Here is a 17,855-nt window from a genome sequence, read left to right on the forward strand (position 1 = left end):
AGGAGGACGTATAGTTGACTGAAAAGTATATAAAGAAGGTTCAAAGGTACTGTCTGGGTTTGTCGGAACGCATTCTGTTTACACGAATGACAACGGCTTGAAGTAAGAGTGGTATTCGCGCAACGGCAATACCCAGGACTACCGTATCCATCAGGGGCTTGTCTGGGGCGCTGGATCACAAAAGTCCAGTTATTCGTGATGCTAACGACCACTGGTCCGTTAAATCGAATGGAGAAAGCAAAATGTTATTCAGACACTGCGTGATTATTATTACCTTAGGTCTTGTTGGGTGTACCAACACAAGCACTCTTTCCGGGGATGTTCATTCAGCCTCCACTGCAGGTCGTGTACAGCAGGTATATTACGGCACGTTAGTTCACGTTCGTGCCGTGCAAATTCAGGCGGGTGATGAAAATAATGCCCTGGGAGCGGTGGCCGGTGGTGTTCTCGGAGGTCTGGCAGGGAGTACGATAGGCGGAGGTTCTGGTCGCAGACTGACGACGGCAACTGGAGTTGTCGCCGGGGGAATGGCTGGGCAGGGCGTACAAGGGCGCATGAATCTTGTCCAGGGCGTGGAGCTTGAGATTCGTCTGGATGATGGACGCATGCTTATGGTGGTGCAACGCCAGGGGCCAACCCGCTTCTCCGCCGGACAAAGGGTGGCAATATCATCCGCGGGCGGACAAACGACGGTGTCACCTCGCTAATTATTCCCCGGTTCGGGTATCTATGCCTTCATTGATACGCTTAATCATATAAGGGTAGAAGGGATTTGAAGACTGGCGCATAAGAGAATCAAGTCCGACGATTAATACCGCGCGTTCACCACGCGCGGCAAAGGTTCCCAGACTAATACCGTATTGATTCTGTGGTTCAGGATAGCGGCCATACAGGGAGTCAGTCAGAGGGAAAGGCAGGGCAACATGGGAGAGTGAGTAAACGTCCGGCAAATAGCGCAGCCCCATTTTTTCTACGGTCTGTTCTGTTTGACCAGCTGGCATCGTGCGGATTTCCATCTCTGTGCTGCCCGCAGTGACATTCGTGATTATTGTTGTGTCGTATCGACGCGGGGGCGTCGGGAGTAATCTCGACAGCGCGGTGTAAGAAGATCTCCTCAATAGCGCATTAAACCTGACGGCATGGTTCAAATCGAATAAAACCACCTCGCTGTGGTTATCCGGCAAACGGTTATATAACGCTGTAATGACCGCTCGGGCACTGACGGTGGAGTCCATTGCCGACTGAAATGTCATTATTGGCGGTAACTGGTCTAGTTTTTTGTTTCGTGAATCAGTCGCAATCTGGGTTTGCAGCGCACTGGTCAGCAGGAAAGACTGCCGGGCGGCATTCGTCGGGAATGAATTATATTTAAACGGATTGAACTCTGGCATGATGTTTAGCCAGGCTGCTTTCGCAAACGCGGGCAGAAATGATGGCCAGCCCGCAACACCTGAAAAACGCGCGAAACTCGTAATTCCAATCATCGGTGAAATCAGGATCAAGCGCTGGGGTTTTGCTAGACGGGGATCATTCAGAGCGTCCAGCGTGTATTTCACTGCAAGAGCACCGCCATTGGAAAATCCGACAATATGCATCGGCACATCATTACCCGCTAACTTTTTGGCTTCTCTGACGGCAAGGCGCGTCGCGGCCAGCCAGTCCTGCCATGTCACATTCGTCAAGGCTGCAGGGACCGTACCATGCGCCGGTAATCTGATACCAACAGCAATATATCCATGCTGACGATAATTCTCTGCAATATGTCGCAGACTGTACGGGGTATCGGTTAAACCATGCAGCATCACCACGACACCTTTGGGTCTGGCATCAGGAAACATAATGTAAGAGCGATTCCAGTTAGTCTGAAATCTGTCAGGATAAATGGGGCTGCCGGAATAATAGCGATTGAGTTCCGTTTGCTGTTGAGCATCCAGCTTGCCCGTGACATTGAATTTAACTTCTCTGAAAAGAGAATCCTCAACCTTCAGGTAATGGTTCCAGTCTGCTTTGTCTATTTCGTCAGCGTCCATCTCATGAGGAACATAGATATGCCAGAGTTGCAGGTCCGGTCCGCGCTGAATGTTATAAAGACGTAGAGCCATCGCGCCGATAGCCAACAAAACAAGGGATAAAACAATACGTTTGAACCATCTTAATAATTTCAACGCCAGGCTCCTTGTCCGCCGTGTTCGCGTGGTACCTAAAATAATGGCACAGCATTACTCGCGCGGTATGCAAAAGATAGAATGTGTTAAATACCCCCGGTTTTTCAAAATCTAACGACGCTTTTCTCCCTTATTCTCTCTTTGTCAATCCTCTGCCGTTAGCAAGCCATTTCCGACGCCACCTTTTACACCCGGCGTGAATTTAGTGGGTCGAAAAACGCTTTCCTTGAATCAGAGGGAACGTTGCCGCCCGCATTAATTTAATTCTGCGATCCTCAGAGTCCCTGGCAGCGGGGAACAAACGAGAACACTAATGGGCTAATTCGTCAGTACTTTCCCAAAAAGACATGCCTTGCCCAATATACTCAACATGAGCTGGATCAGGTTGCAGCTCAGCTAAACAACAGACCGAGAAAAACACTGAAGTTCAAAACACCGAAAGAGGTAATTGAAAGGGGTGTTACGTTGACAGATTGAATCTACAGCCGCGCTCTTGATGTCAGACTCCCTGAACAGTTCTCGTTAATCGGGAAACTCAGAGCGCAGTATCCTGTGGTCACACTTTGCCACGTGTTCGGGGTTCATCGCAGCAGCTACAAATACTGGGAAAAAAGCCCCGAAATCCAGACGGCAGGCGAGCTGTGTTACGCAGTCAGGTTCTGGAACTGCATAACATCAGCCATGGCTCTGCTGGCGCAAGAAGTATCGCGATTATGGCAACCCTGAGAGGCTTCAGAATGGGACGCTGGCTTGCCGGAAGGCTTATGAAAGAACTGGGTCTGGTGAGTTGTCAGCAGCCTACCCACCGATATAAACGTGGTGGTCATGAACACATCGTTATTCCGAATACCCTTGAGCGACAGTTCGCAGTGACAGAACCTAATCAGGTGTGGTGCGGCGATGTGACGTATATCTGGACAGGCAAGCGCTGGAAATGGCGTGGGAAGCTCGCGGTAAACCAGCCGGAGTGATGTTCCACAGTGACCAAGGTAACCACTATACAAGCAGGCAGTGCCGGCAGTTACTGTGGCGTTGCCGGATCAGGCAGAGTATGAGCCGACGTGGAAACTGTTGGGACAACAGCCCGATGGAACGCTTCTTCCGGAGTCTGAAAAACGAGTGGGTGCCAGTGACAGGTTATATAAACTTTAGTGAAGCTGCTCATGCGATCACAAACTATATCGTCGGGTATTACAGCTCGCTAAGGCCGCATGATTATAACGGTGGGTTACCCCCAAATGAATCGGAAAACCGATACTGGAAAAACTCTAAATCGATGGCCAGTTTTAGTTGACCACTACAGGATCTCCCAAATCCGCTTTTCAAAATTAATATCCTCCCAGCGGGCAAAACGTAATTCCTGAGTTCGTACCCCTGTAAGCATGATGATTTGAGCCGCTCAATAATTTTATCGCGATAACGTAATGACCAACGATCGGCTCTCAGCTGATGCCATTCACGGGCAATAGCTTCGAAGGTATTTTCGTAGTTAAGTTTTTGAGCGATTTTCTCTGCTTTCTTTAGCTCTCCGGGATCGCTTCCAGTAGATAGTAACTTTTTCGCAGCTTCACGCTTTTCGCGTGCTTGAGCGAGAGAAACCTCGGGAGAACATAATTAGCAGTAATTGCAGGTATTATAGGGGATTTACTTGAGGCAGTGGAGTTCAGGAGAGGCTAATTGGCGGAAGATCACAGGAGTCGAACCTGCCCGGGAACGCTGGCGTCCCCAACTGGATTTGAAATCCAGCCACCTCACCGGAGATGACGATCTTCCGCGCCTCGATTGCTACATGGAGGCGGTCCGCAGTATAGCTACTTTCAACCATTTACCCTATCCCCTCGCCCTCTTTTTTCACCTCTATTTTGACCTGTGTTAACCCCTTTCAGTTAAATCCTAAGAAAATCCTCAGGTTAGCTTTTGGCCCTGTGAGTTCTACCGCGATCACAAAAAAGAAGAAACGTAAGTTATTAACCAGAAAACAGAATACCTGGTCCTTCACATATGGTTTAAAACAACGGAAACCGGTCTCAGCGCCCCTACAGCGTTCAAGGATAAAAAGAATGAAGAGTGAAGTACTGTCCATTAAGGAGAAGATTGGCTACGGCATGGGTGATGCCGCCAGCCATATCATTTTTGATAACGTCATGTTGTATATGATGTTTTTCTATACCGATATTTTCGGTATTCCCGCCGGGTTTGTTGGCACTATGTTCCTGCTGGCGCGCGCGCTGGATGCGATATCCGATCCGTGCATGGGGTTGCTGGCTGACCGCACGCGCAGCCGCTGGGGGAAATTCCGTCCTTGGATCCTGTTTGGTGCCATCCCGTTCGGTCTCGTCTGCGTGCTGGCGTATACCACGCCGGATCTGAGTCTGAACGGTAAAATGATTTATGCCGCCATCACCTACACGTTGCTGACTCTGCTCTATACCGTGGTGAATATCCCGTACTGCGCGCTCGGCGGCGTCATTACCAACGACCCGAAACAACGCATCTCCCTACAGTCCTGGCGCTTTGTGCTGGCGACGGCGGGAGGCATGCTCTCCACGGTGCTGATGATGCCGCTGGTGAACCTGATTGGCGGCGATGACAAAGCGTTCGGTTTCCAGGGCGGGATCGCCGTGCTGTCGGTGGTCGCATTCTTGATGCTGGCGTTTTGCTTCTTCACCACCAAAGAGCGTATCCAGGTGCCACCGAGCACCACCTCTATGCGTGAAGACCTGCGTGATATCTGGAATAACGACCAGTGGCGCATCGTCGGCGTACTGACCATTCTTAACATCCTCGCCGTCTGCGTGCGCGGCGGCGCGATGATGTACTACTGCACCTGGATTATGGGCTCGCCGGAAATCTTCGTCGTGTTCCTGACTACCTACTGCGTCGGTAACCTGATCGGCTCCGCACTGGCCAAGCCGCTCACCGACTGGAAATGCAAAGTCAGCGTCTTCTGGTGGACCAACGCCGCGCTGGCGGTGCTGAGCGTGGCGATGTTCTTCGTTCCAATCAATGCCAACGTGTTGATGTTCGGCTTTATCTTCGTGATCGGCGTGCTGCACCAACTGGTGACGCCGATTCAGTGGGTCATGATGTCCGACACTGTTGACTACGGCGAGTGGACCAACGGCAAACGCCTGACGGGGATCAGCTTTGCGGGCACGCTGTTTGTGCTGAAGCTGGGCCTGGCGCTCGGCGGGGCGATGATCGGTTGGATGCTGGCAGGTGGCGGCTATGATGCCGCAGCTAAAGCGCAGAACGGTACCACCATCAGCATTATCATTGGCCTCTTTACGCTGGTTCCGGCAGCTTGCTACCTGCTGAGCGCGGTCATTGCCAAACGCTATTACACGTTGAAAACGCCGTTCCTGCTCAAAATCATGGGCGAGCTGGCACAGGGCGCGCGCCGTAACGCGCAGGAATTTGATGCCCATCCGGTCAGCAAAGAATTACAGAACTAAGAGGACGATAAGATGAAAATCAGTGACGGAAACTGGCTTATTCAACCGGGTCTGAACGTGACCTATCCGGTCCAGGTCTTCGACGTGGAACAACAGGGCAATGACCTGGTGGTGTACGTTGCACCGCGCGATGTGCGCGAACGCACCTGGCAGCTGGACACCTTGATGTTTACGGTGCGCCTGTTTGCTCCGCAGGAAGGGATTGTTGGCGTGCGTATCGAGCACTTCCAGGGTGCGCTGAATAACGGCCCGCACTATCCGCTGAATGTCCTGAAAGACGTGAACGTCCAGATCGAAAACAACGCGGAGTTTGCCGAGCTGAAAAGCGGCAACATCAGCGTGCGCGTCACCAAAGGTGAGTTCTGGGCGCTGGATTTCCTGCGCGACGGGCAGCGCATTACCGGCAGCCAGTTGAAGAACAATGGCTACGTGCAGGATGGTAATGCCGATCGCAACTATGTGTTTGAACGCCTGGATTTGGGCGTGGGCGAAACCGTTTATGGACTGGGCGAGCGCTTTACCGCGCTGGTGCGCAACGGCCAGACGGTTGAAACCTGGAACCGCGACGGCGGCACCAGCACTGAACAGTCGTATAAAAATATCCCGTTCTACCTGACCAACCGCGGCTACGGCGTGCTGGTGAATCATCCAGAGAACGTCTCTTTTGAAGTCGGTTCCGAGAAAGTCTCTAAGGTGCAATTTAGCGTCGAAGGCGAGTATCTGGAATATTTTGTGATCGACGGTCCGACGCCGAAGGATGTTTTGAATCGTTATACACGGTTCACCGGCCGCCCGGCGCTGCCACCTGCGTGGTCGTTCGGCCTGTGGCTCACCACCTCGTTCACCACCAACTACGACGAAGCGACGGTAAACAGCTTTATCGACGGCATGGCCGAGCGCGACCTGCCGCTGCATGTCTTCCACTTCGACTGCTTCTGGATGAAGGCCTTCCAGTGGTGCGACTTTGAGTGGGATCCGGTCACCTTCCCGGATCCGGAAGGGATGATTCGCCGCCTGAAGGACAAAGGGCTGAAGGTCTGCGTGTGGATCAACCCGTATATCGGCCAGAAATCGCCGGTATTCAACGAGCTAAAAGAAAAAGGCTACCTGCTGAAGCGTCCGGATGGGTCGGTGTGGCAGTGGGATAAATGGCAGCCGGGACTGGCGATTTATGACTTCACCAATCCCGATGCCTGTAAGTGGTACGCCGACAAGCTGAAAGGCCTGGTGGATATCGGTGTGGATTGCTTCAAAACCGACTTCGGCGAACGCATCCCGACGGATGCGGTGTGGCATGACGGTTCGGATCCGCAGAAGATGCACAATCATTACGCGTACATCTATAACGAGCTGGTGTGGGACGTGATGAAAGAGACGGTGGGCGAAGAAGAAGCGGTGTTGTTTGCCCGTTCGGCGTCCGTCGGTGCGCAGAAGTTCCCGGTGCACTGGGGCGGCGACTGCTACGCCAACTACGAATCCATGGCGGAAAGCCTGCGCGGCGGGCTGTCGATTGGCCTGTCCGGCTTTGGCTTCTGGAGCCACGATATCGGCGGGTTCGAAAACACCGCGCCAGCGGATGTCTACAAACGCTGGTGCGCGTTCGGGCTGTTCTCAAGCCATAGCCGCCTGCACGGCAGCAAATCCTATCGTGTACCGTGGGCGTACGACGACGAATCCTGCGACGTGGTGCGTTACTTCACCCAGCTGAAATGCCGGTTGATGCCATATCTGTATCGTCAGGCTGCGCTGGCCCGCGAATTCGGTACGCCGATGCTGCGCGCCATGATGCTGGAGTTCCCGGACGATCCGGCGTGCGATTACCTCGACCGTCAGTACATGCTGGGCGATGCCATGATGGTCGCGCCAGTGTTTAGCGAAGCGGGCGACGTGCAGTTTTATCTGCCAGAAGGACGCTGGACGCATCTGTGGCATAACGACGAAGTGCAGGGCAGTCGCTGGCATAAGCAGCAGCATGACTTCCAGAGCCTGCCGGTATACGTGCGTGATAACACCCTGCTGGCGCTCGGTAACAACAGCCAGAAACCGGACTATGCGTGGAACGAGGGTACGGCATTCCAGCTGTTTAACCTGGACGAAGGCCGCACGGCGGTCTGCGAAGTGCCTGCGGACAACGGTACGGTCGCGTTTACGCTGAAGGCAACGCGCAGTGGCGATATTGTCACGGTGAAAGGCGAGGGCGAAGCGCGAAACTGGACGCTTTGCTTGCGCAATGTGCAGACGCTGAATAGCGTGAAAGGCGGTTCACATGCTGGCAGCGAGTGGGGCGCGGTGGTGAAAGCGGAAGGGAAAGAGGTGGTCATCCAGCTCTGATTCCCCTCACCCTAACCCTAAGTATTTGCTCATGGTTTTCTCCCTCTCCCTTTTAGGGAGAGGGCAGGGGTGAGGGTACCGACACCACTCCCCCTGTCATTGTCTGCTGTACCTGCTGCTTATCCATATTCACCGCACTTAACTTTCCGTTTACCGTCGGTTTTAGGGGGGCGTTTTCCTGCACGCTGCCGCTGGCGGTGAGCTGAATATTGCCGTCCCCAGAAATTGATAGCGTGGGCCATCCCCACTGCTGTAGCACGTTAAGCGGTACGCCGCGCCCGGTCAGGCTGACGGTAGTCTGGCGCTGCGGCAGCTGCGATACGGTCGCTGTGGCTTCCAGAATCCCCTTCTCGGTAAACGCGCTGAGTTCCGTCACATTCACCGTCGAGGCGTTTGCCGCAATCGCCATCGACGGGCGGCGGACGTCCACGCGGTTGAACGTGGCTGCCGCGCCGTTAAGCGTTGCGTTGCCGCCCCATACGCCCCACTGGCGGTCTTTCGCAAGCTGAAGGTTTGCACCGTAACCGTCCAGTGAGGTGATTTGCCACGGGAAGGTCGGGTCGATATCGATCACCAGGTTGCGGCTCAGGCCGAATTTCTTCAGCGTGACGCCATTGAGCCATTCGGGGAGTTGATCCATCCACAGCGTTTTCCAGTTTTCCGGTAAGGTGTATTCCAACCCGGCAACGGCGACATCGTCCAGCACCAGCGCTTTGCCGTTACGCAGCCAGTTACCCGACGTGCGCAGCATCCCACCTTCCCAACGGGAGGTGAACTGGCGCAGCGCGATCCCCTGCGGGGCAAACTCAGCGTTGAAGATAGGGTCGAAAAGGTGCAAGGAGCCGTAGATAAACTCGCTCGCGTTCATGGATAACCGTCCGTCCTGGCTCTGCCAGTCGCCTTTGCTCAGCGTCAGGCTGCGCAGGCTTAAATCAAGATCGGTCACCGCCCAGTCCGGGCCTTGCAGACGCGCATCGGTCACGTCCAGCCGACCAATTTGCAGGGAAGGCAGCGTGGTGATCGGTGCGAAGAAATCGGCCAGCGATTTGTCGCTTTGTAGACGGATATCGTTCAGGCGCATGTTGTCGATAACCCAACCACCATCGGCATTGCGTCGTGCATTGCCGGTGAGGGAGCCGCGTGCCATGTCCGCGCCGATGGTGCTCAGCACCACTTCTTTGCCGTTGAGTTCACCCTGAATGAGCACGTTGCTGGCGGGAACACCGTTCAGCGTTAGCGATCCGGCGCTCATTTGAATCTGCGCTTTTTTGCCGAGTACGTTTCCTGCTTCGGGCTGCCAGGGGCTTACGCCGCCGGTCACTTTTTGCGCGCTCAGATCCCACTCAGTATTGGGACTATTAAATGCCATGTTATTCAACTGCAGGCGGTCGGCCTGGAAGGGCAACGGTGCGGTTTGCGGCGAGAGGTTAAGCGTACCGTCGACCAGGGTGATGGTGTCCATATGCAGCGGGTCGGTTATCTGGCGGCTGCTCAGGCCAATATCCACCTTTTTGGCGACGAGCGTGGCTGGCTGGCCGTCTCGACCAAAAGTAACGTTCTCAAGAAGGATGTGGGAAGGCGATGAAAAACGATGATCCATCAGGTCAAAGTTGAGTTCGTAATCGGTGTTGACCGTGATCCAGCTGCTGACCTGCGCCGCACCCCAGCGCGTCTGAATAAGGATATAAAATGCCAGGATTGCGATAAGTACCGCAATCAAAATCCAGATGAGCAGCTTTCCAATAAATTTCATGGTCTTCCATCCCGTCAAACGCACATAAAGGAGTTATGCACGATTTATGCGCAATGCTCAAGGCGGGAATGGTGTATTTAGATGTCACGGCAGGCATTGATTGCCTGCCGTGAAGGTGAATCAGTTCTTTTCAGGCGGGAAAACGAGGTTCAGAACAATAGCCGTGATACCGCCAGCGGCGATGCCGGAGGAGAGCAGATTTTTCACCCAGTCAGGGGCAAACTGCAAAATCAACGGCTGCTGTGATACGCCCAGACCCACGGCCAGTGACAGTGCGATGATCATGATCGCGCGGCGGTTCAGGGGCTCGCGAGAGACGATACGCACGCCGGATGCCGCGATGGTACCAAACATCACAAGCGTAGCGCCGCCGAGCACCGGCTCAGGAATATGCTGCACAAAGCCGCTGACCGCCGGGAACAAGCCCAGCACGATCAGCATCAGCGCCACCACAAAACCTACGTAGCGGCTGGCAACGCCAGTCAACTGAATCACGCCGTTGTTCTGTCCGAAACAGGAGTTCGGGAAGGTGTTGAACACCGCGGAGACAAACGAATTCAGACCGTTTGCCAGCACACCGCCCTTCAGACGCTTCATATATATCGGGCCAGAGACCGGCTGTTCAGACACGTCAGAGGTGGCGGTGATATCGCCGATGGTTTCGAGCGAGGTGATCATAAAGACCAGCATCAGCGGCAACAGCAGGTTCCAGTCAATGCCTAAGCCGTAATACAGCGGTGTAGGAACCATGATCAGCGGGCTGTTGGTCGGCGCGGTATTCTCCGGCAGCATGCCCAGCGTCCAGGCCATCAGGTAGCCGGCTGCCATCGCAATCACCAGTGAGGCTACACGCAGGTAAGGGTTGCGCTGACGGTTAAGCAGAATAATGATCGCCAGCACCACGCCTGCCAGCAGCAGGTTTTTCGGTGCGCCAAAGGTGTTATCGCTCATTGCCGCATAGCCGCCACCGATGGAGGTCAGGCCAACCTGAATCAGCGACAGGCCGATAATCATCACCACTACGCCTGAGACCAGCGGCGTAATCACCCGGCGCGCCAGGTGCAGCACGCGAGAGATAACCATTTCGGTGCAGCTTGCCAACATCAACGTGCCGAACAGTGCCGCCATCATCGTCGGGACATCCGCCCCGCCGGTTTTCAGCGCCGTTCCGCCCATAATAAGCGGTGCCACAAAGTTAAAGCTGGTGCCCTGAATCGACAGCAAACCTGAACCGACCGGACCCCACGCTTTGATTTGAATTATAGAGGCGACACCGGAAGCGAACAGCGACATGCTGATGATGTGCTGGGTATCCTGCGCAGGTAAGCCGAGCGCCTGGCAGATCAGCAGGGCTGGAGTGATCACCGCAACAAACATCGCCAGCAGGTGCTGAGATGCAGCGAATACCGTCTGCGCCAGAGGCGGTCGGTCTTCAAGGCGATAAATCAATTCACTATTATGCTGAACCTGCGCAATCGGTTGCGCATCTGGAGACTCTATGGCGTTAACGGACATCGGCTGCTATCCCACGGTGGAAAAGCGGGCATTTTATCTGACCAGATGGTAAAAGCAAACGATTGCCAGTGAAAATAATTCAGATAATCCGCTCTTAGTTGATGACGTTGACTATAACCAGATCGAGACGTTTATTAGACTTATTGTCCTTAGCTCATGGAGAGCGCCATTAGCCCAGGCGAATACGTCAACGTACGTAATAAGGAGCCATGCATGATTTATCTCGATACGTTATCCACACTCGTTGCCGCAACGCTTGTCCTTTTGCTGGGGCGCAAGCTGGTCAACGGCGTCTCGCTCCTGAAGAAATACACCATTCCGGAGCCTGTCGCGGGCGGTCTGGTGGTGGCGCTGGCACTGCTGGTGCTGAAAAAGAGCATCGACCTGGAGTTCGATTTTGATATGTCTCTAAGGGATCCGCTGATGCTGGCCTTCTTTGCGACGATTGGCCTCAATGCTAACCTGGCAAGCCTGCGGGCAGGGGGAAAGGTACTGGGCGTTTTCCTGGCGGTGGTGATTGGGCTGCTGGTAATGCAAAACGCGATTGGTATCGGCATGTCGTATCTCCTTGGTCTGGATCCGCTGATGGGCCTGTTGGCAGGCTCCATTACTCTGCTGGGTGGTCATGGAACGGGCGCGGCCTGGAGCAAGATTTTTGAAGAGCGCTATGGGTTCGAGAGCGCCACGGAAGTGGCGATGGCCTGCGCGACTTTTGGCCTGGTGCTGGGCGGGCTGCTTGGTGGACCTGTCGCCCGCTATCTGGTGAAACGTTCATCCACACCGGAAGGGATCCCTGACGATAAAAAGGCGCCGACGACGTTTGAGAAACCGGACGCTGAGCGCACCATCTCCTCACTGGTGCTTATTGAATCCATCGCTCTAATTGCCATTTGCCTGACGGTGGGTAAGGTTTTGGCGCAGTGGCTGGCAGGAACACCGTTCGAACTGCCGACGTTTGTCAGCGTACTCTTCGTGGGCGTTGTGCTGAGCAACGGTCTGTCGATGGCGGGTTTCTATCGCGTCTTTGAGCGCGCGGTGTCGGTAATGGGTAACGTGTGCCTGTCGCTCTTTTTAGCGATGGCGTTGATGAGCCTTAAGCTATGGGAACTGGCTTCGCTCGCACTCCCTATCCTCGCGATTCTTGCCGTGCAGACGCTGTTTATGGCTTTTTATGCGATCTTTGTGACCTGGCGTGTGATGGGAAAAGATTACGATGCGGCGGTGCTGGCAGCGGGGCATTGCGGTTTTGGTCTGGGGGCAACTCCAACGGCTATCGCGAATATGCAGGCTATTACCGAGCGTTTTGGTCCTTCACATATCGCGTTTCTGGTGGTGCCGATGGTTGGCGCGTTCTTCATCGACATCGTCAATGCGCTGGTGATTAAACTCTATTTGATGTTGCCAATCTTTGCCTGAGGATCAGGCGTTGGAATAGCGTTCGGTTTCCGGCATCCAGCGTTCAATTAACGCTGTTGCCTGTTCTGGGTAGCGTTCATGAATGTGGCGGGCAAGGCGTTGAACTTCGGGGATCATGGCCTGATCGCGCATTAAGTCGGCCACTTTGAACTCGGCATTCCCCGTTTGTCGCGTGCCCAGCAGCTCGCCCGGCCCACGAATCTCCAAATCTTTTTGTGCAATGACAAAGCCGTCGTTGCTGTCGCGCAGTACCTGCAAACGCATTTGTGCGGTTTTGGAAAGCGGGGATTTAAACAGCAGCACGCAGTGGGAGGCCACCGATCCACGTCCGACGCGGCCGCGCAGCTGGTGGAGTTGCGCAAGACCCAATCGTTCTGGGTTTTCGATAATCATCAGGCTGGCATTAGGAACGTCTACGCCCACTTCAATTACCGTGGTGGCGACCAGCAGATGCAGCTCGCCCTGCTTGAAGGACTGCATCACCGCCTGTTTTTCAGCAGGCTTCATGCGGCCGTGTACCAGCCCGACGTTCAGCTCCGGCAGGGCCAGCTTGAGCTCTTCCCACGTGGCTTCTGCGGCCTGTGCTTCCAGCAGGTCCGACTCTTCAATCAGCGTACAGACCCAATAGGCCTGGCGATTTTCGTTAGTGCTGGCATTGCGCACGCGCTCGATAATCTCGCTGCGGCGGGTGTCCGGAATGGCGACCGTGGTAACAGGCGTGCGGCCTGGCGGCAGTTCATCAATCGTAGAAGTATCCAGATCGGCATAGGCGGTCATCGCCAGCGTGCGTGGGATCGGCGTTGCGGTCATGATCAACTGGTGCGGATGAAAACCCTGTTGCTGGCCTTTTTCACGCAGCGCCAGGCGCTGGTGTACGCCAAAACGGTGTTGTTCATCGATGATAACTAATGCCAGGCCATTAAACTGGACCTGTTCCTGGAAGATGGCGTGCGTACCGACCACCATTTGCACCTGGCCGCTGGCAATGGCGTCCTGCTGGGCAAGACGCGCTTTGCCTTTTTGCTTACCGGCAAGCCAGCCGACTTCAATGCCCAGCGGTTCGAACCAGCTGCGGAAGTTGTTAGCGTGCTGCTCGGCGAGCAGTTCCGTTGGCGCCATTAACGCCACCTGCTTGCCGTGGGCGATGGCACGCAGCGCGGCAAGCGCGGCCACCAGCGTTTTACCGGAGCCCACGTCGCCCTGCACAAGGCGCATCATCGGCACGTCGAGCGCCAGGTCATGTTCTATTTCTGCCGTCACTCTGGCCTGAGCACCGGTTGGCTTAAACGGTAATGACGCCAGCAGCTTATCTTTTAAATCATCGTGAGCGCTTAACGCCAGAGCGTGAAAACGTTGCGCACCAGCGCGAAGCGCCAGCATGCTCAGGTTATGCGCCAGTAATTCTTCAAGGATAAGCCGCCGTTGAGCGGGATGCTTCCCGGTTTCTAAATCGGCAAGCTGTAATGTCGGTGGAGGACGGTGCAGAGTACGTATTGCTTCCGGCAGGCTCATCAAGCCTTGGGCCAGCTCAGGTGTCAGCAGTTCGGTAATGGCGCAGGTATCGAGCAGCTCTAGTGCCTGATCGGTAAGCTTACGCAGCGTGGCCTGCTTTATGCCTTCGGTGGTTGGGTAAACCGGCGTCAGCGTTTCCTGTAACTCCGGTGTACTCAGATCGCCCTGCACGCGGTATTCCGGGTGGATCATCTCCGCGCCAAATTTACCGCGTTTTGCTTCGCCGTACGCCAGCACGCGTCGCCCGCTGGCGAGGCTGTTTTTCATCGCCGCGCTGAAGTTGAAAAAGCGCATTGTCAGGATGCCAGAGCCGTCGCTGATTTGGCAGGTCATCATTCGGCGTCCGCCAAACGTGATCGTGGAGTTCAGGACCTCGCCTTCGACGGTGGCATAAATGCCAGGGAGTAAGTCGCCAATGGCGTAAAGCTGGGTGCGGTCTTCGTAGCGTAAAGGGAGATGCAGGAGTAAATCTTGTACGGTGTGCAGGCCGATTTTAGCCAGTTTGCTGCTTTGCGCCGCGCCCACGCCAGTGAGTGAATTAAGCGGGATGGCGTCCAGCAGGCGGCCTTTCATGGTTATTTCGCTGACTGCATGGTGGCCCACCATGCAGCATCGGCTTCAATCTCGCCTTGTGCATTGACGTGAGGGTAGGGCATTTTTTTCTGTTTCGCGACGCGAGCCAGCACCGGATAGCCACCTTCAAACAGCAGACGTTGCTGCTCGTCTTCTGGCAGCATGCTGTTGCTACGTTCGTACATTCCCGCATTCTGGCGCTGACGCTGGGCTTCATACAGGATTAACGCCGAAGCGACGGAAACATTCAACGATTGCACCATGCCGATCATAGGGATGATGATATCCCGATCCGCCAGATCTAACGCCTCCGGCGTGATCCCCGTCTTCTCCTGCCCCATCAGGATGCAGGTAGGACGGGTGTAATCTATCTCGCGAAAATCAACGGCTTTATCAGACAGGTGAGTGGCCAGAATCTGCATGCCGTACTCTTTTAGCTGAGATATGGCATCGCTAATCGTTGGGTGGGTTTTCACCGTCACCCAACTGTTGCTGCCTGCGGCGCTGGAGGCCATGGTGCGCAGATGGCTGTTTGGCCAGACGGCGTGGACTTCATGCACGCCCACGGCATCGGCAGTACGCACAATAGCAGAGACGTTATGAGGTTTATGAACCTGCTCCATGCAGACCGTCAGGTCAGGCTGACGCCTGGCGAGCATCTCACAGATACGCGCATAACGATTTGCATTCATCAGGCTAGTTTCGGTTACGGGTGACTTTAATGACGTCCGGCATAACGCGAATTTTACGCATAATGTTCGCCAGATGCACACGGTCACGGGCGGTCAGACGGATAAAGGCGCTGTAAACGCGGCCATCTTTCTCTTCTGTGTTCAAGCTATGAATGTTAGAAGAAGCTGTGTTAATTGCCGCTGTCAGGTTCGCCAGAGCACCCTGATGGTTGAACATATCGACCTTAATTTCGGTGATAAATTCTTGCTCGGTCTCTTTATCCCACTCCACCGCCATGAATTTCTCAGGCTCTTTCTGGTAGCCGCGAATGTTACGACAGGATTCGTGGTGAATGACCAGGCCCTTTCCAGGACTGACGTGCGCGATAATCGGGTCGCCAGGAATCGGTCGGCAACATTTAGCGAAAGTAATCAGTACGCCGTCTGCGCCTTTGATTGGCAGATGACCGTGGCCCTGAGAAGAGGGTTGTAGCGTAGAGCCTTCACCCTGTTGCAGGTTCTTGGCCACGACCACGCTCATGGCATTGCCAAGACCGATTTCGGCCAGCAGATCGTCAAGCACAGGAAGCTTCATGCGCTCAAGCTCGCGCTGGATATTCTCTGGTGGGATTTCGGCCAGTTTACGGCTACCGCCCAACGCATGGTTGAGCAAGCGACGTCCGAGGCTGACGGAATCGTCACGCTTAAGGTTTTTCAGTAACTGGCGAATCTTGGCTCGGGCTTTGGAGCTGACCACAAAGTTCAGCCATGCCGCGTTTGGACGCGCACCCGGTGCCGTGATTATTTCGACGGTCTGGCCGCTGCTGAGCGGTTGTGACAGTGGGTACGGCTGACGATCGACGCGAGCGCCAACGCAGGCATGACCGATATCGGTATGCACGGCATATGCGAAGTCGACCGGCGTTGCGCCAGCAGGCAGTTCGACAATGCGTCCTTCTGGCGTGAAAACGTAAATCTCATCCGGGAAGAGATCGGATTTAACGCTCTCGATAAATTCAAACGAACTACCGGCGCTCTGTTGCAGTTCCAACAGGCTTTGCATCCAGCGCTGCGCGCGGATTTGTGCCGTAGTGCTGGTTTCACCGTGTTCTTTATAAGCCCAGTGCGCCGCCACACCCATTTCCGCCATCTGTTCCATGTCTTCAGTGCGAATTTGCACTTCAACCGGCACACCGTGCGGACCAATCATCGAGGTGTGCAAAGATTGATAGCCGTTCGCTTTTGGAATGGCGATGTAGTCTTTGACGCGACCCGGACGCGGTTTGTAGAGGCTGTGCATCTGACCCAGCACACGATAGCAGGTGTCTGAATCATGAACGATGACGCGAAACGCGTAGATATCCATGATCGAATGGAAACGCTGCTCTTTGAGTACCATCTTGCAATAAATAGAATACAGGTGTTTTTCGCGACCGCTAACGCGGCACGGTATTCCCGCTTCCTGTAAACGTCCTTCGATTTCAGAGAGGATCTTCTGAATCATCTCTTTACGGTTGCCACGCGCGGCTTTCACCACCTCTTTGATCACACGATAGCGGTTTGGGTACAGCGCTTCAAAACCCAGCTCTTCAAGCTCAGTTTTAATGTGATGAATACCTAGACGGTGCGCCAGCGGGCTATAGATTTCGAGAGTTTCGCGGGCAATGCGGCGACGTTTATCCGGGCGTAATGAGCCCAGCGTGCGCATATTATGGGTTCGGTCTGCGAGCTTGATGAGGATGACGCGGATATCCTGCACCATCGCCATGATCATCTTGCGAAAGTTTTCAGCTTGCGCCTCTTTCTTATCGCGGAATTTGAGCTTATCAAGCTTAGAGACCCCTTCCACCAGCTCGGCAACGCTTTTGCCAAACAGCTGTTCCATGTCCTGGTAGGTGGCGGGGGTATCTTCGATCACGTCATGCAGCAGCGCGGCCATAAGCGTTTCGTAGTCGAGTTTCATCTCGGCCAGAATGCAAGCCACCGCTACCGGGTGCGTGATATAGGGTTCACCGCTTGAACGTGTTTGGCCCTCGTGAGCGTCACGTGCAACGAGATACGCCTGCTGAAGACGTTTGATTTGGTCTTCTGGCAGGTAGTGTTGAATCAGCTGATTCAGGCTTTCAAACAGATACAAGGGCGACCCGCAGGTTTAATTAACGACGACCTTCAGCAATAGCGGTTACGGCCTGCAGTTCTGCGGCTTCCTGCTCTTGCTGTTCCTGGCGATCACGTACGTCGAGGATCTGGTTGTTGATCAGACCTTCTTCGATTTCACGCAGCGCGATAACGGTGGTTTTATCGTTTTCTTCTGGTACCAGCGGATCTTTACCGCCGGACTGCATCTGACGAGCGCGACGCGCGGCGACCAGTACCAGGTCAAAACGGTTACCAATTTTCTCTACAGCGTCCTGAACAGTTACGCGTGCCATACTTTGAATGCTCCACAGATGAAGAAATGACT

The 17,855-nt window shown here is 54.5% G+C and carries 11 protein-coding genes, 1 tRNA gene and 3 pseudogenes; 6 read left to right on the forward strand and 9 right to left on the reverse strand.

Translation table 11 applies throughout. The features are described 5' to 3' along the window. Nucleotides 1-242 precede the first annotated feature (242 nt). Nucleotides 243-707 carry an outer membrane lipoprotein gene (locus AC6EMZ_RS18910; RefSeq protein ID WP_498404304.1) on the forward strand — a complete coding sequence of 155 codons (465 nt, stop codon included), beginning with the start codon at nucleotides 243-245 and terminating at the stop codon, nucleotides 705-707. Here AC6EMZ_RS18910 and AC6EMZ_RS18915 read toward each other — a convergent pair whose 3' ends face one another. After that, nucleotides 708-2,030: an alpha/beta hydrolase gene (locus AC6EMZ_RS18915; RefSeq protein WP_498404353.1), complete on the reverse strand. Its 1,323-nt coding sequence runs from the start codon at nucleotides 2,028-2,030 to the stop codon at nucleotides 708-710. A gap of 399 nt (nucleotides 2,031-2,429) precedes the next feature. Between AC6EMZ_RS18915 and AC6EMZ_RS18920 the strand changes: the two are divergent. Together AC6EMZ_RS18920 and AC6EMZ_RS18925 are read left to right on the forward strand one after the other, a co-directional pair. Then, nucleotides 2,430-2,642: pseudogene (locus AC6EMZ_RS18920) on the forward strand (IS30 family transposase); the annotation flags it as partial. Nucleotides 2,643-2,651: 9 nt separating this feature from the next. Next, a pseudogene (locus AC6EMZ_RS18925) lies at nucleotides 2,652-3,459 on the forward strand (DDE-type integrase/transposase/recombinase); the annotation flags it as partial. A gap of 9 nt (nucleotides 3,460-3,468) precedes the next feature. Here AC6EMZ_RS18925 and AC6EMZ_RS18930 read toward each other — a convergent pair. Both AC6EMZ_RS18930 and AC6EMZ_RS18935 read right to left on the reverse strand, forming a co-directional pair. Beyond that, nucleotides 3,469-3,770, reverse strand: a pseudogene (locus AC6EMZ_RS18930) (integrase arm-type DNA-binding domain-containing protein); the annotation flags it as partial. A 73-nt stretch (nucleotides 3,771-3,843) separates the two neighbouring features. Next, nucleotides 3,844-3,938, reverse strand: a tRNA-Sec gene (locus AC6EMZ_RS18935). A 287-nt stretch (nucleotides 3,939-4,225) separates the two neighbouring features. Here AC6EMZ_RS18935 and AC6EMZ_RS18940 point away from each other — a divergent pair. Further along, on the forward strand, nucleotides 4,226-5,620 hold the full coding sequence (locus AC6EMZ_RS18940; RefSeq protein ID WP_498404305.1) for a glycoside-pentoside-hexuronide family transporter: 1,395 nt from the start codon (nucleotides 4,226-4,228) through the stop codon (nucleotides 5,618-5,620). Between the two features lie 12 nt (nucleotides 5,621-5,632). Further along, entirely contained in the window at nucleotides 5,633-7,951 is a 2,319-nt protein-coding gene (gene yicI, locus AC6EMZ_RS18945) for an alpha-xylosidase (protein WP_498404306.1), read from the forward strand. A 52-nt stretch (nucleotides 7,952-8,003) separates the two neighbouring features. Here yicI and AC6EMZ_RS18950 read toward each other — a convergent pair whose 3' ends face one another. Together AC6EMZ_RS18950 and AC6EMZ_RS18955 are read right to left on the reverse strand one after the other, a co-directional pair. Further along, entirely contained in the window at nucleotides 8,004-9,704 is a 1,701-nt protein-coding gene (locus tag AC6EMZ_RS18950) for an AsmA family protein (protein ID WP_498404307.1), read from the reverse strand. 120 nt (nucleotides 9,705-9,824) lie between these two features. Next, nucleotides 9,825-11,219, reverse strand: coding sequence for a nucleobase:cation symporter-2 family protein (locus tag AC6EMZ_RS18955; RefSeq protein ID WP_498404308.1), 1,395 nt, complete (start codon nucleotides 11,217-11,219; stop codon nucleotides 9,825-9,827). A gap of 213 nt (nucleotides 11,220-11,432) precedes the next feature. Between AC6EMZ_RS18955 and gltS the strand changes: the two genes are divergently transcribed. Beyond that, nucleotides 11,433-12,635, forward strand: a complete 1,203-nt coding sequence (gltS, locus tag AC6EMZ_RS18960; RefSeq protein ID WP_498404309.1) for a sodium/glutamate symporter — start codon at nucleotides 11,433-11,435, stop codon at nucleotides 12,633-12,635. Between the two features lie 3 nt (nucleotides 12,636-12,638). On the opposite strand, the gene recG is transcribed toward gltS, so the two are convergent. The 4 genes from recG to rpoZ are packed head-to-tail and all read right to left on the reverse strand — an operon-like array spanning nucleotide 12,639 to nucleotide 17,823. Further along, nucleotides 12,639-14,720 carry an ATP-dependent DNA helicase RecG gene (recG, locus tag AC6EMZ_RS18965; protein WP_498404310.1) on the reverse strand — a complete coding sequence of 694 codons (2,082 nt, stop codon included), beginning with the start codon at nucleotides 14,718-14,720 and terminating at the stop codon, nucleotides 12,639-12,641. Between the two features lie 2 nt (nucleotides 14,721-14,722). Beyond that, nucleotides 14,723-15,412 carry a tRNA (guanosine(18)-2'-O)-methyltransferase TrmH gene (gene trmH / locus AC6EMZ_RS18970; protein WP_498404311.1) on the reverse strand — a complete coding sequence of 230 codons (690 nt, stop codon included), beginning with the start codon at nucleotides 15,410-15,412 and terminating at the stop codon, nucleotides 14,723-14,725. A gap of 4 nt (nucleotides 15,413-15,416) precedes the next feature. Further along, nucleotides 15,417-17,528 carry a bifunctional GTP diphosphokinase/guanosine-3',5'-bis pyrophosphate 3'-pyrophosphohydrolase gene (gene spoT, locus AC6EMZ_RS18975; RefSeq protein WP_498404312.1) on the reverse strand — a complete coding sequence of 704 codons (2,112 nt, stop codon included), beginning with the start codon at nucleotides 17,526-17,528 and terminating at the stop codon, nucleotides 15,417-15,419. Nucleotides 17,529-17,547: 19 nt separating this feature from the next. Next, nucleotides 17,548-17,823, reverse strand: coding sequence for a DNA-directed RNA polymerase subunit omega (gene rpoZ, locus AC6EMZ_RS18980; RefSeq protein WP_498404313.1), 276 nt, complete (start codon nucleotides 17,821-17,823; stop codon nucleotides 17,548-17,550). Nucleotides 17,824-17,855 lie beyond the last annotated feature (32 nt).

The sequence above is a fragment of the Enterobacter sp. SCRI0065 genome, assembly GCF_059766475.1.

Bases quoted from the DNA above. Each gene is read 5' to 3' on its own strand.
- yicI (WP_498404306.1), top strand. From the start codon at position 5,633: ATGAAAATCAGTGACGGAAACTGGCTTATTCAACCGGGTCTGAACGTG.
- AC6EMZ_RS18940 (WP_498404305.1), top strand. From the start codon at position 4,226: ATGAAGAGTGAAGTACTGTCCATTAAGGAGAAGATTGGCTACGGCATG.
- AC6EMZ_RS18950 (WP_498404307.1), bottom strand. From the start codon at position 9,704: ATGAAATTTATTGGAAAGCTGCTCATCTGGATTTTGATTGCGGTACTT.
- rpoZ (WP_498404313.1), bottom strand. From the start codon at position 17,823: ATGGCACGCGTAACTGTTCAGGACGCTGTAGAGAAAATTGGTAACCGT.
- AC6EMZ_RS18910 (WP_498404304.1), top strand. From the start codon at position 243: ATGTTATTCAGACACTGCGTGATTATTATTACCTTAGGTCTTGTTGGG.
- AC6EMZ_RS18955 (WP_498404308.1), bottom strand. From the start codon at position 11,219: ATGTCCGTTAACGCCATAGAGTCTCCAGATGCGCAACCGATTGCGCAG.
- gltS (WP_498404309.1), top strand. From the start codon at position 11,433: ATGATTTATCTCGATACGTTATCCACACTCGTTGCCGCAACGCTTGTC.
- trmH (WP_498404311.1), bottom strand. From the start codon at position 15,412: ATGAATGCAAATCGTTATGCGCGTATCTGTGAGATGCTCGCCAGGCGT.
- AC6EMZ_RS18915 (WP_498404353.1), bottom strand. From the start codon at position 2,030: ATGGACGCTGACGAAATAGACAAAGCAGACTGGAACCATTACCTGAAG.
- recG (WP_498404310.1), bottom strand. From the start codon at position 14,720: ATGAAAGGCCGCCTGCTGGACGCCATCCCGCTTAATTCACTCACTGGC.